Source organism: Aquirufa sp. OSTEICH-129A, assembly GCF_054558355.1.
On record NZ_JBPXKC010000001.1, the window covers coordinates 821193 to 835905 of the forward strand.

Annotated in this window: 9 protein-coding genes; 3 read left to right on the forward strand and 6 right to left on the reverse strand. The window is 38.0% G+C overall.

Annotated features, from left to right (window positions below; genetic code table 11):
* Positions 1 to 65: 65 nt before the first annotated feature.
* Entirely contained in the window at positions 66 to 1370 is a 1305-nt protein-coding gene (locus tag SKC36_RS03675; RefSeq protein WP_459464653.1) for a GntP family permease, read from the reverse strand.
* A 3-nt stretch (positions 1371 to 1373) separates the two neighbouring features.
* A complete protein-coding gene (locus SKC36_RS03680) occupies positions 1374 to 2351 on the reverse strand; it encodes a glycosyltransferase family 9 protein (RefSeq protein WP_459464655.1) in 978 nt (325 codons plus the stop codon).
* 174 nt (positions 2352 to 2525) lie between these two features.
* Here SKC36_RS03680 and SKC36_RS03685 point away from each other — a divergent pair, with 174 nt between their 5' ends.
* Positions 2526 to 4229, forward strand: a complete 1704-nt coding sequence (locus SKC36_RS03685; protein ID WP_459464657.1) for a hypothetical protein — start codon at positions 2526 to 2528, stop codon at positions 4227 to 4229.
* Positions 4230 to 4532: 303 nt separating this feature from the next.
* Here the strand turns inward: SKC36_RS03685 and SKC36_RS03690 are convergent, their stop codons facing one another.
* The 4 genes from SKC36_RS03690 to SKC36_RS03705 form a co-directional block, all read right to left on the reverse strand.
* Positions 4533 to 5717: a helix-turn-helix transcriptional regulator gene (locus SKC36_RS03690; RefSeq protein WP_459464660.1), complete on the reverse strand. Its 1185-nt coding sequence runs from the start codon at positions 5715 to 5717 to the stop codon at positions 4533 to 4535.
* Positions 5718 to 5861: 144 nt separating this feature from the next.
* Positions 5862 to 9020 (reverse strand): PVC-type heme-binding CxxCH protein, encoded by a 3159-nt coding sequence (locus SKC36_RS03695; protein ID WP_459464662.1) that lies wholly within the window; start codon positions 9018 to 9020, stop codon positions 5862 to 5864.
* A 99-nt stretch (positions 9021 to 9119) separates the two neighbouring features.
* Positions 9120 to 10571 carry a Gfo/Idh/MocA family protein gene (locus SKC36_RS03700; protein ID WP_223144260.1) on the reverse strand — a complete coding sequence of 484 codons (1452 nt, stop codon included), beginning with the start codon at positions 10569 to 10571 and terminating at the stop codon, positions 9120 to 9122.
* Positions 10572 to 10659: 88 nt separating this feature from the next.
* Positions 10660 to 11967 (reverse strand): hypothetical protein, encoded by a 1308-nt coding sequence (locus SKC36_RS03705; RefSeq protein ID WP_459464664.1) that lies wholly within the window; start codon positions 11965 to 11967, stop codon positions 10660 to 10662.
* Between the two features lie 276 nt (positions 11968 to 12243).
* Here SKC36_RS03705 and SKC36_RS03710 point away from each other — a divergent pair, with 276 nt between their 5' ends.
* Entirely contained in the window at positions 12244 to 13587 is a 1344-nt protein-coding gene (locus SKC36_RS03710; protein ID WP_459464666.1) for a Gfo/Idh/MocA family protein, read from the forward strand.
* On the forward strand, positions 13559 to 14713 hold the full coding sequence (locus SKC36_RS03715) for an acyltransferase family protein (RefSeq protein ID WP_459464668.1): 1155 nt from the start codon (positions 13559 to 13561) through the stop codon (positions 14711 to 14713). Before SKC36_RS03710 ends, SKC36_RS03715 begins: the two co-directional genes overlap by 29 nt.

Sequence of the window (14713 nt, forward strand, 5' to 3'; positions counted from 1 at the left end):
AAATTAGAAAAATCTATTTGATGAAACAATGACTTGCATCAGTCGAAGTAAAAAGCTACCTGCTCTTAAAAAAGTATTTGATCCAAAACCAAAACCCCAATCAATCCCGTAATAGAGACCAAGGTGTCCATGAGTGTCCAAGACCTAAGTGTGTCTTTAAAATTTAATGAAAAGTACTCCCTGAATAACCAAAAACCCGTATCATTCACATGAGAAAACATCATACTCCCTGCCCCCAATGCTAAAACCATTAAATTAGGATCCGCGGTGGAATTGATCAATATTACCTTCATAAAACCTGCAGCTGTTATTCCGGCAACTGTAGATGAACCAACACATACGCGAATGATAGCAGCCATGGCCCAACCCAAAACATAGACATTCCAGGTAGATGAACCTAAACTATCTGCTACGGCCTGACTTACGCCCGCTACGACTAATACTTGTTTTAAGGCACCTGCCCCACCAAAAATCAATAAAATACCTGCAATATCTTTGATGGATACCATGGAAGAACTCAACAATTCGTCAGCACTAAAACCGATTCGTCTTAAAAGTATTCCGGCTAATAAAACAGATAGAAATAAGGAAAAAACGGGATTGGATAAATAACTCGCTAAGACAGGAAAATATCCTGCTCCGAATGAACCCGCTGCTAATAAAATGATGGGAAAAAGGACAATCAAAAAGCTAGGAAAAGTGGATAAAGTTCTCTCCTCAGCCTGATTTTCACCTTGCACAAATACAAAAGCGGGGTTAGCAGGAGTTGTTATATTTTTAGTTGTCAAGCCAAACCATAATCCTGAAACAAGTATGGCAGGGATTGCTATTATTATACCATAAGCCATGGTTTTCGACAAATCAGCACCAAATTCCTGCATGATGGCTAAGGGTGCTGGATGAGGAGGTAGATAACCCTGGGTAACGGTGAGGGAAGCCAACATGGGTAAGGCTAAAAAAGTAGCGGGTTGTTTCAATTTGGCTGAAGCCGTAATGACTAATGGCGCCAACAACATGAAAGCAACCGAATAAAAAAGAGGTAAACCAACTAGAAAACCAGCCATCATAAACGCAATTCTGGCATATCGAGTACCCGAAATTTGCAATAGTACTTCCGTCATCCTTTGTGCTGCCCCGCTGATGCCCACCCATTTTCCTAATATGGAACCAAAAGCTAAAATCCCTGCAATGGAACCTAAAGTACTTCCCATCCCATCTTGAATGGCCTTAAAAATAAATTCAGGACTTAGCTGAAAAGCTAGTCCTGCAAGTATACTTACGCCAACAAATGCTACAAAGGGAGTAAATTTTAACCAGGTCATGGCTAAAACTAACGATACAATGGCCCCTAAGGTAATTAGAAATAGCATAGGCTATCTATTTTCTTGCAAGGCAATTAATTGTTGCCACACGTCATCAAAAGCTAAGCCTTCTGCTTTACCATCTGGATTAAACATCACTTTCGTTCGATTACTTTCCTGATAGAAGCCAGAATAGGACATATATTTTTTAAAGTAAGTAAATTCTCCACAAATCACCAATCCTGGAATTTGAAATGCATTTGCCATGTGCGTAGGGCCAGAATCTAATCCAATAAAAAAAGACGCTCCCTGAATGATTTTCATGGTTTCCATCAAATCACATTGGCCAACCAAAGATGTAAAATTTGGGTGCTGAAAAGGTAATGGATGCTTCATCCCGATTTCTACCACTTGTACTCCCCATTTTTCGATAGCCCTCAACAATAATTCACTCCATTTTTCGTCTGTCCAATCCCTCCAACCAGCATTGGATTTACAATGAACCAGCCAATAAGGTTTCTTGATATCCAATTTTAAAGCTTCCTGATCCACATAGAGATGGGGTTGCCCTTTTATCAAGCCAAGGTCAGCCAATTGAGAAGAAATTTCCAGCAAATTAAAATGGTGGTAATAATTGTTTAATCGAATTCCTAAATCGTCGGCTTTCTTGTTTTTCAAGGAAAAATGAAAAACCGGGTCCTTTCTAAAATCACTTAATTGCAAGAAATAAAAATGCGTAAAGGGATTCCATGTTAATAAGAATCGGGCAACCAATATACTATTTTCATCCACCATTTCCGTAACTAATGGATGATGTTGAAAAATAGGAAAATATCGTTTCTCTGTAATCCAATAGATCGCCACATGTCCAAATTTCTCCTTCAAGGCTGGTAGAATTGGTTCTGAAGCAACCATATCTCCTAAATCCCCATCCATAAGAATACCAATATGAATAGTATTAGGCTGGTAAATACGGTTTAATAGAATTCGAAAACTCAGGCTGATAAAATACGCCAATGAACCTATCGCATAGGTCACTCGATGAAACATGATTTATAGTATTTAAATAGGTTTAATGAGAACGGAATTTATCATCCCATTCTTGATAGGTGCTCAAAATTAAAACTAAAATATGAGAACGGAAGTATACGAGGGGAAATATGGAAAAATTTTCAAGGATTCAAATATTTAATTTTTCCCTAAATTTGTACATTAAGATAAAACATGCACAAAACCCTCTCAACTATTTCAAGCCTTGTCATATTGTCATTGATTGGGATATTTGTGTTTTACGTGTTTAATTTCAGTTTGGACTTCCCTTTTCAAGATGATGTAACCTTATTGGAATTCATTAATAGTACCCAAATTTCTCCTTGGGATTGGTCACGTTTTTTTCAAGCTTTGTTTCGAGTAGATAACGATCATTCCATTGTTATACCTAGGTTAATAGCCTGGTTTGATTACCTAATTTTTGGTCAGGTAAATTTCCAGCACCTAATTTGGCTTACTTTATTCGAGTTAATTGTCATTCTGTACTTGTTATTTCGGCTTTTTAACAGACAAAAAATCCACCTAATATATTTCACTCCAGTAGCATTTTTGTGGTTACAACCCCAATATCACGAAGTCTCCAATTGGGCCATTACAGGCTTACAACATGCCCATGTTAGCCTTTTTCTACTGGTCAGTCTAACTTTAATTACGGAAAAAAAGTCATTTGCACTAGCCTGGGCAATTTTATTGGCATTCTTGGCTTCATTTACCTTTGGAAATGGATTTATTGTATTTATTTCCATAGCCTATGTGTATGCACTTCAAAAGAATTGGAAAAACGCATTGATCATTTGTTTATGCTTAGTCCTTTTCTTTGCCTGTTATCTACAAATTTATCAGATGGGACAAGCCGCTAAATTCCATTGGAACATTCAGCACATCTTCTTATCCTTTGTAGGCTTTATAGGGGCCACGGCTATGGAATTTCCCAAATTAGGACTTAGCCTTTCATGGGGTATTGGCATAGGCGTTGTGGCTTTTTTTATATTTTATAGTCTAGACTTCTGGAAATTTCAATTTAAATATCAAGACCAAGCCACCTATTTAGGCATATTAGCCTTTATCCTATTTTCAGCGGGATTAATTGCCTTGGTACGATCCGCAGAAAATTATACCATTTATAGTCGGTTTCAATTATATGCGGCACTATCCATGATAATTGTTTATTTATTGTTGCTACCTCAAGTGAGTAAACCAAACAAACGCATAATTTTAATCATTTCACTATTGTATAGTATTTCATTTAATACCTTAGCTTATTTCAACCATATTAACAGTCAACAATACCAAAAAATGAGCTTCATTGCTGATCGAATTAATTGGCAGAACAACCATAGTCAATTATCCGTTAGCTCTGGATTTCTATGGAATGCCAAACCAATCTTTGAATTAGCTGAAAAGAATAAAGTGTATTCTATTAACAATACTTGGACTAGTCCTAGCCAACTAAACAAAGCCAAAAGCCTTTCTAGACAAACATTTAGCCTACAAGCGAAGGAATATCAAGTGGTGATGCAACAAAAACACGCAACTTGGTTAAATCATTACTATTGGCTGGAATTTCAAAATTTTCCATTTTCAACTGAATTAAATGCCCAGTGGTTTATTTGCTTACAATCACAAACTCATCCTAAACTCAGTTATATTTTACCCATACAGTTTGCCCTGAATGGTAAAAAGAATTTCCTGATGATGGAAAATTACCGAGCCTCCTATGGTTCAATAAAGATTAACCATGAATCAATTCAAGCGGGTGAATTTGACATGTATTTATTACTTAGAGAATCTAATCATCAAGTAGGTAAGCAAGAATTATACAAATTAGATCAAACCATTCTAGTGGACTCCCAATCGCATAAGCTAAGCTTAGAATAATCTCCATGAGTACAGGGCACAAAAAAAATCCAAGATTCATTGAATCTTGGATTTACATTACTCCGTGTTCTAAATTATATCAACATCCGGGGTTATAAGAAAAAACCTAAAGGAACCACACTTACCGTCTTTAGATTTTTTTTACTTTTATAACACTTCAAAGGTACAGCAATATTTTACAAACACAAAAAGATAATTTTGAGTATATGTAAAGAAAAATTAACCTAAAAACATTCTTTACGAATTTAAAAAAGAGAACAATGTATTCGTTAAAATTTTAATTAAAATTTAAACAAGAGAACATTAGTTTAAGTACTTAGCGAAGTACTGACCAGGTGAGACACCTTTAAGCTTCTTTACCGCAGCATTAAAACTCTGCCGGGTACCAAAGCCTGATTCTGTGGCTATAACCTCGATTTTGTACGTTTTCCAGCGTGGATTATCTCGACATTGCTCTTCTGCATATTGAATTCTCCATGAATTTACATAGTCTGTAAAGGAAAAATCACGCTCTTCTTGTAAGGATATACGTATCAATCTTGGTTTAATTTTCAAACTTTGTGCCACCAGATTTAAAGAAATGTTTGATTTTAAAAAAATAAATTCAGATTCAAAATATCGATCCAATTTTTCCAAAATTGATTTATTCTTTACATTAATTTTTGATTTTTCTACATTAAGGGCAGAATTTGATAGGGTATTTTCAGGAATTTCTCGATAAGAATGCTGAAAAACTAGACCTTTTAAATAGGGGCCATCCAATAATCGAGGATTCAAAAATAGAAACAAGGCCATGAATGCGAATTCCCCTGCATAGAGAAAATCCCTTGCTGTGGTTTGCACCTGCTCGGGATACATGAAATTAAAAGCAATGTGAAAGCACAAAACGACAATTTTTAAGAACAGATCTCCAGTCAGCCAGAATACAATCAATTGATTCTTTAGTAAAAAGGATTTGGAGACGGACTGATAATATTTAAACAACTCATAAGCCGTCCAAATCATGTAAGAGATGTAGGAGATGCCCTTTAGGTAAAAATGAGTTCTCATGGAAATCAATCCGAAATTAGAATGGTAGTTATTAAAGGTACTTTCCTTAATAACCGCATTAATCTCGGCCAATTTGCTTGCCTCAGAACTTAGATACAAAGGTAAAAACTCCAAAAAATGAAAGAGAAAAGGAAAAAAGTGAAGAAAATAAACCTTGGTAAATTTCCTTTCTGGATACAATAAAAAATGTTGGAATAAATAAGATAATGGCCCAATCAGATAGAATAGAGGCGATATTATCCTAAAATAATTCGGATGATCATAAATAACGGGTAACTGTATATAATAACTACAATAGAGTTGTATACCTAATTGCAAAAACTGTAGCCCCAAAAGTCGAGTAGCTAACAATCCTTTCTTGATCAACAAGCTAGCCCCAAATGCAAAAAACAAAAATCCCAAAAAATACAGGTAATAGTTTATGGTTATTTTTTCCATAAGCAAAGAAAAATCATGAGAATGACCTCATTGATTGATCGTTTTAAGAGTAGTGTGTACAAGACAAAGAATAAATATGGGGAATTTTACTTGATATAAAATAAAAAACGGCCCCGTAAAGAGGCCGTTTTTATTAAAAGCAAACTAATCTTCCATAGGATGTTCCGAAAGGAGCTTATCTACTTGATAAAAATCTTTTTTACCGAGGACACTGGCTCTAACTTCCTTCACTTTTTGAGGAGTAACTACGGAACCTTTATTTCCGAATGCATTTCGGATATAGGTCAAGACATCAGCTATTTCCTTATCATTCATCAATCCACCAAATGGAGTCATAGGAACTTGTCCTGAATATTTAACACCGTTCACCGTCATTGGTCCCATTAATCCCTTTAATACCAATTTTATCAAACGATCTTGATTTCCTGTTACCCATTTAGAGCCCGATAATGGAGGAAAGCCTGAGGCCGTTAATCCTTTACCATCTAATTGGTGACAGGTACCGCAATAACCCTCTTTTCCGAACAAAGCTCCACCAGCAGTATAAGATTCCAGATCTGCTCCTTTTAAATTAGTGGCCCCATAAACTTCTTTCTTACGCTCCACGCCTTTTCCGCTAAGGTGTGCGAATGCTGTTTCATAGGTATGGATCATCCAATCATCTAATGGCTTCGTTTTGGCCAGAGCTAAAATTGGCAAACCCTTTGCTGGACCAATCCAAGAGGCCGCTACGATGGCTTCCAACCTTACTCGACCATGTTTATCTTGAGCAGCTTGAGTTAACAGCGCAGCTTGATTCGGCAATTGATGACCATTATAACGAACAGCACGTACCGCCGCTGCCCGAACATGGTAATCTTTTGCTTTTAATAATTGGCTTAATAAAGCTTGGTCAATTTTATTCATCCCCCAAGTAACCCAAAGTGCTTCTAGTGCATGATGCTCATAATTAGGGTCATTTTTATCTAATTTAGCTATCCATGCCTTGGTTTTACTGATTACCTCAGCCACCTGACGGCCTCTTAATTCCCGACGAGTACGGTATCTAGTTCTATATTCAGGCAACTTTAAATTTTCTAATAATTCATCTATTGAAGCTCCATAAATCTTAGCAGGCTTAAGTAATGGACGAGATGGATAAGTAATTCGATAGATACGACCATGTGTATGGTCTCTCAATGGATCACGAGCATTATGTTGCATGTGACCAATCAGAATATTATGCCAATCAATGAAATATAAAGACCCATCTGGCGCAAATTCCATATCTACCGGTCTAAAATTACGATCTTCACTCTTGACCAAATCCACACGGTGCTTGGACTTATATCCTGTACCATCATCCCAAATTTGATGCTGCTTCATTCCTAAGAAACCAATTGTATTGTTAATTAACATATCACCTTGAACTTCATCTGGAAAATGTCGGCTTGAAATAAACTCTAAACCAGAAGTAGGTCTAACCCGATGTGCCTCCTCTATCAAATTATATGATTTATGATTGGCCTCACCATAACGGTTTAAAACACTACCAGGCATCATCCAACGAACATCTGGTCCCGAAGTTTCAGCAAAGAAATTTTGTCCCCAACGATCAAAAGCGATACCCCAAGGATTAGGAATCGATAACTGAGCCACCCTTTCTAAATGACGACGAGTAGGATTAAAACGATAGAAACCACCATTTGTAGCACGAACTGTTCCATAAGGAGTCTCTACATTGGTATGTAAAAATACCCCTTCTCCCATATAAATAGCTCCTGATTCATCTGAAACAAAGGCATGAATCTCATGATGTGAATCATGATCATCAAATCCACTGTAAATGATTTCTTTGCTATCTGCTTTATCGTCTCCATTGGTATCTTTCAACAAGACCAAATTGGTGCCTTGACTAACAAATACACCTTCTTGCGTAATTTCAAATCCTACGGGTAATTGTAAGTGGTCGGCAAATACAATTTCACGATCCGCTTTTCCATCTCCATTGGAATCTTCATAAATCAAGAGCTTATCATTCGGCTTGGGGTCTCCTGGCTTATAATGAGGATAGGTTGGCATAGCTGCCACCCAAAGTCGGCCTTTGTTATCAAAAGTCATTTGAGATGGCTTAGCCAAATTTGGAAATTGCTCTTCTGAGGCAAATAACTCCAATTTATAACCTGTTGGAACTTGAATGGATTTTAAAGCCTCTTCGCCATACAAATACCGTAAACTTCCGTTTTTCTCTGGATTATAATTCGTAGTCACCGCAGGCAAGGTCCTCGTTTTTTTATCTTCTGCTTCTACATCCAAAACTTTACCTTCTCTAGCCGCCAACCAGATAGCCTGCTGGCGAATCTGAGTCATCTGGCGAATCTTCTCAATTTCAGCGGGGTAATTATCTGGACCGAATGGATTATATCGTCTACCATATACGTGAACTCCATTAGGAATCTTAAAATCATTATGCCACATCCAGTTCTTCTCATCTACCGCCGCTTGAACCATCGCTCTGCGAGATTCTACCTCTGTGGATTTCTTACCAAAAAGTTTATCGGCTAAAAACAAAGAAAGGCGCTGGTATCCAGCATTATTTAATTGTAGTCCATCTATGGTCAAAGGTTCTTTACTTTCCTCATACCATTTTTGTGAGATCTCAAATACATCTAAAAACAATACATTATTTTGTTCCGCCACTTCCTTCATGGCTTTGGTATAAAGGGCCAAATTCTCATTTTCTTTCTTACCATTAGGTAAATCCCTAAGAGAACTAAGGTCTTCAAAAGCGATCGGAGAAACCAAAGCTAATTGAGGCGAAGCAAGACCATTGTATTTTTGATTTTTTGTATGTTTGATGAAAGCGTTTAACTCAGCCTTATAATTTTCAACCCTCGCTGGTCCTTCCGTTGATTCAGAATATCCAAAAAAGGCGATGACAATGTCCGTTTTTAGTCGGCTTAACCACACATCATGCTTTTCCAAATGCCCCTCACTTGCGGAATTTTTGGCAAATTCCAACTGAAATTTCTCCGCTCCAGGGAATGCCCAAGGATCATTTCTAGAGGAATGAGGCCTAAATCCAGGTGTGTCTCCACCATCGCACAGGTTTCTTACAGTCAATAAACTATCAGGGTAGCGTAATTGTAATTCGGTTTCAAAATGGTCAAAATTGATCATTCGTGAACCTAGGTTATTACCTACCAAGGAAATGGTCGTGTTTTTTTTGATTTGTAAGTATGGTGAATTGGAAGGTTGAAAAGAGCTAAATGCTATGATAGCTATTACAATACCTAATATCCCTAATCTGATTTTATAGGACATAATCTAATATTTATTGTTTAATGTAGTAGGGGTAATTTCGAGGGTAATCTTAAAAACAAAAAAAAGATGGACCCTGTGGCAGGATCCATCTCTGAGGTTTTAATTTCCAAGTGTCCAGCCTTCGCGATAGGTTCTCTTGACAAAGGCATTGGCAGCGTCGTAATTGGTAACGCGCATGTTTTGATTATCCCATAACAACTTCGTGTTTGATCCTGGATAATGCATTCCATTTCCTGTTTTTCTAGGTACAGGGATATCCGCAACACGGATAGCCAAGTTAGCCATCAAAATAGCTTCTGTCAAAGGACCGGCCATTTCAAATGGTGAACTTAATTGCTTTTTGCCATATCCTGCAATACAGCCTTCTACCCATTGAGCATAGTGACCGTCTGCACTACCTGGTACTCGCTCTAATTTACGAGGAACTTTTACTTCTTCGTTTCTAGATAAAGGTAATAAACGTGGGTTAGCTGCATATTCGCTTGCCATCATTTTTCCTTTGGTACCTATGAACAAGATTCCTGAATTACCATCGCCAAACATTTCATCTGGACCTAATTCTTCTGGTCTTTCTGGCTTAATACCACCATCCATCCAGTGCATGGTAATAGGACCTTGAGTACGATCCGTTTTAGGGAAAGTTAAGGTAGCATGACTTGAAGGAGGGCAACTATCTGGGAAAAATCCACGCTTTCCAAAAGCAGTAAATACACTACTTACAGAAGCTTGTACGTCTGATGCATATTTCAAATTCAATACACGGAAAGGAGCTTCCATTAAATGGCAACCTAAATCACCCAATGCTCCTGTACCATAATCCCACCAACCTCTCCAGCTACCTGGAATTAAGTTGTCTACATAATCCTTATAAGGAGCAGTTCCTAACCATAAATCCCAATCCAATCCTTGTGGAACAGCAGGCTTATTGCTTGGCCATGGGATACCTTGTGGCCAAATAGGACGATTCGTCCAGATTTGTACTGTATGTACATCTCCAATGATACCCGCATCAAACCATTCTACCAATTGACGAACACCGTCTCCTGAAGAACCTTGGTTACCCATTTGGGTTACTACTTTATATTTTTTTGCAGCCTGAGTTAAGGCTCTTGCTTCATAAATATCATGCGTCATTGGCTTTTGCACATACACGTGCTTACCTAATTGCATGGCAGCCATAGCCTGAATAGCGTGGTTATGATCTGGTGTAGAAACAGAAACAGCATCAAAACTTTTTGACTCCTTTTCTAACATCACACGCCAATCCTTATAATACTTAGCTTTTGGATAAGCTTCTACGGAATCCTTAGCCTGACGATCATCTACATCACATAGAAAACCAATGTCAGCCTTGCCACTTTGAGCAAAATAACGTAAATCTGATTTTCCTTTACCTCCTACTCCGATACCGGCAACAACGATTTTATCACTGGGAGCTGTAAAGCCTTTTCCGCCCAATACGTGGCGAGGAACAATCATAAAACCAGCAGAGGCTAAACTGGCAGACTTAATAAACTCCCTTCTGGAAGCATCGGATTTTTTTAGTTTCATAGGTCTAATTTTATAAGGTAATTGGAATTGTCAAATCCTACATGGCAATTCAATCTTCAAAGCTATAACAATTTTGCATTTGAACAATTCAATTTAAACTATTTTTAATCCTACGATGACTTGTAGGCTTTTGGGCTTTGGATGCTAAATCGACTAGGACTTGATAAGGAACAGAAACTGATGTCATGTAAACAGGGTTTTGTTGGCTTGTATCCGTAAAACACTCCCAGGGGGCGCCAAATTCCATTCCTTTTCTAAAATCTCCTTGTTTTAAATCTTGGATAAACTCATCAATCAAGTGCTTTGCTTTTGAATTCGGGCTTAAAGACATGGTATAGGCTACCCAAGCAGTGGCAGTAGACCAATAGGCCCCATTTTGATAGGTATCTTTTTTCACTAAACTTCCTTCCCAAGCTGTTTTTTCACTAAAATCGTCCGATTTTAAAACATGCCTCACAGCTCCGCGATAGGCCAATTCTTTGTCTAAATAGGCACTATTCAATCTTTGAGAAGCCTTCATTGCATCTTTTCCATGTAATACTCCCAAATAAACTGCCCAAGCTGTGCTCCAAACATCTGACTGGGCACTTTTCCCAGTGGAGGCTTTTAACATTCCGGTGGAATTCAGAAAAACACGAATGATTTGTTGTTTTACATAACCTGCGCGCGACTGCATTTGTCGAAATTCAACCCGATTTCCTTTCCATTGATATAATTCAGCGATTTGTAATAATGCCTGATAACGTAGTAAGGAACTAAAACATAAATCTCCTGTGATGTGGATGGCATCCCGAAAACCAAAATCTACTCCCCTATTCTTTTCATGCACGCTAACCAATTGATTGACAGGATTAATAGGCACAGCCTCCAAAGCTAGGAGCAATCGCTGAAACAAGCTAATTCCTCTAATGGGCTGATCTAGTATTGTTAGGTCTTTGCTTTGTTTTACATATTCGTAAGCCATTTGAATAAAATAAAACACATCATCTAAAGGTGGTTGATAGCCCCAACGAGTTTCTCCTTGATTTTCAACCGAATAGGTTCCGGGGAAATAAATAGCTTGCCCATCATCGATTCGGATATGGTCAGCTATCGCTCCACGGGGAATTATCGAACCAAATTTAGTCTTCCTCAATACGTCATTTTGTGTCGTTGCTGTTAACATCAACATGTGTTTTTGTTCTTCCCATGACATCATCCCTGTTCCTACCGACATAGCATAATCACGAATCCAAAAAGCAGGATAAGAAGACCTCCCTCCTGGACGAATTAAGGTTCCACCGGTTTGATTAGGTCCAAAATCTGGGGATATACGCTGATTGGGTAAAATCCTTGAACTATCAATTACCGCTTGAGTCAATTCTTTTAGAAAATCTAAATCAGATTTGCTGACCAAGCTTTGTGCGTGGATCTGTAGGGACGAAAAAAGGATGACTATGAAAAGAAAACGCAATTGAAAAGGATAAAGAGTGAAAGGTAAATTTTAGCTTTTAATTATTTTTTTTGATGGTATACAAGTTTCTACAAGATTGTTCGCTTATCCAAATATTTGTAGCTCCAAATTCTTATTTCTACATTTCAAATCAGGCTTGCAAAAATACTTGCAATTGATAACTTTGGAAATGAAATGCCTCAATGGCTCAAAAAAATAAACCTATTTTAACTCAAGATAATGAAAAATTCACGCAGGAACTTCATTAAAAAGGCATCTACGGGAGCAGCCGTATTATCCATAGGAGGAATTCTCCCAAGCTTTTCTGCTAAAAGTTACAGCCATATTCTTGGTGCCAACGAAAAGATCACCGTGGCTTGTATGGGGGTGAATAGTCGAGGTTTAGCCGTTGGGAAGAATTTCGCTGCACAAAAAAATTGTGAAGTATTGCATGTCAGTGATGTGGATTCCCGCGCAGCTAATATTTGTATCAATGCCATAGAAAAAATACAGCACAAACGTCCTAAAGCTACCCCTGACTTCCGAAATGCCTTGGAAGATAAAGATGTTGATGTCCTGATCGTCACCGCTCCCGACCACTGGCATGCCCCAGCAGCCATATTAGCTTGTTCAGCCGGGAAACATGTGTACTTAGAAAAACCTTGTTCGCATAATCCCAATGAGGGGGAACTTTTAGTAAAAGCGGCCGCTAAACACAAAAGAATCTTGCAAATGGGAAACCAGCGTAGATCATGGCCCAATGTAGCGGCAGCCATCGCTGAATTACATGCGGGGGTAATTGGCAAACCATATTACGCTAAAACTTGGTATACCAATAACCGAGCATCCATTGGAATAGGAAAAGAGACTGCAGTACCTTCATGGCTAAATTATGATTTATGGCAAGGTCCTGCGCCAAGAAAGGCCTTCAAAGATAATTTAATACACTATAACTGGCATTGGTTTTGGCATTGGGGAACTGGAGAAGCTCTAAACAATGGCACCCACATGGTTGACTTGGCTCGGTGGGGTTTAAATGTACATTATCCTACCAAGGTTAGCTCCAATGGAGGTAGATATCGCTACCAAGACGATTGGGAAACACCTGATACCCAAATGATTAATTTGGAATTCGAGAATAAATCATTGATCACTTGGGAAGGAAGAAGCTGTAATGGAAAATCCGTAGAAAGCCAAAGTGTTGGAGTCATTTTTTATGCCGAACAAGGTTCCATGTTGATTGAAAGTGGAAATTCATATAAAATATTCGACCTAAAGAATAACCTAGTGAAAGAAGTCAAAAATGACTTTGCCGTGGATGCTCGTAATTTGGCAGATCCTGCTTCCAATCTGGATGCTTTGCACATTCAAAATCTATTTGATGGAATCAAAAAAGGAGTGGCTGTTAATTCAGATATTTTAAGCGGTCACCAAAGTACTCTCCTAGTCCAATTAGGTAATATTTCTCAGCGCATCGGTCGAAGTCTTCAAATAGACCCTCAAAATGGCCATATTTTAAATGATAAAGAGGCCATGAAGTTCTGGAGTAGAACTTATGAAAAAGGTTGGGAACCTAAAATTTAAGCCGATGGCTAGTCCAGAAAAAGATTCATTTATCAGTCAGCGCTTACATTCCTTGGATGCTCTGCGGGGCTTTGATATGTTTTGGATTATGGGGGCAGATGAACTCATCCATAAAATAGCAGAACAAAGCCAATCACCTTTTTGGCAAGGTTTAGCCCATCAATTTAAACACGTAAAGTGGGATGGTTTCCGAGTATACGATTTAATCTTTCCCTTGTTTATATTTTTGGCAGGAGTATCTACCCCATTTTCCATTGGTAGATCTTTGGACCAAGGTAAAAGCAAGGCTGATGTATTAAAAAAAGTAATAATAAGGGGCTTAAGCTTAGTTATTTTAGGTATCATTTATAATGAAGGTTTAGAAATAAAGCCCATCGCTGAAATTCGGTTTTCCAGCGTTTTAGGAAGAATCGGTATAGCCTATATGATGGCTAATATCATTTATTTATACACCCAAGAAAAAGCTCAAATCATCTGGTTTTCAGGATTGCTATTGGCTTATTGGCTCATACTTAAATTTACCTCTGCCCCAGGTTTCCCAATGGGTGATTTAAGTGAGCCAGGGAATTTCGCCTCCTACGTAGATCGAAGTATTTTGCCAGGCAGACTATCTCGAGGAATACATGATACCGTAGGTTTTTTCAACAATATCCCAGCCATCAGCACCGCATTGGCTGGTATTATCACAGGAATATTCCTCAAAAAACAGGAATATCAAGCTATGCAAAAGGTTAAATGGATGGTCTATGCAGGGATCACCTCACTCCTCATTGCCCAAATATGGAATCTAGATTTCCCCATCAATAAAAACCTGTGGTCAAGTTCATTTGTGATGCAAACCACTGGGCTAAGTCTATTATTATTAGCTCTATTTTATTATATCATGGACGTAAAAGGCTATCAAAAATGGGCCTTTTTCTTCCAAGTTATTGGAATGAATTCCATCCTCATTTATTTATCTGGACATTTTATCGATTGGGATTATACCAATAATGCCCTATTTACCTGGTTATTTCAACTCTTCGGAGAAAGCTTTTCAGTTTGTCTCTCCGTAGTTTGTGTGATCTTAATTAAATGGGTATTTTTAAGATTCCTTTACGAAAAAAAGGTCTTTTTACGCGTCTAA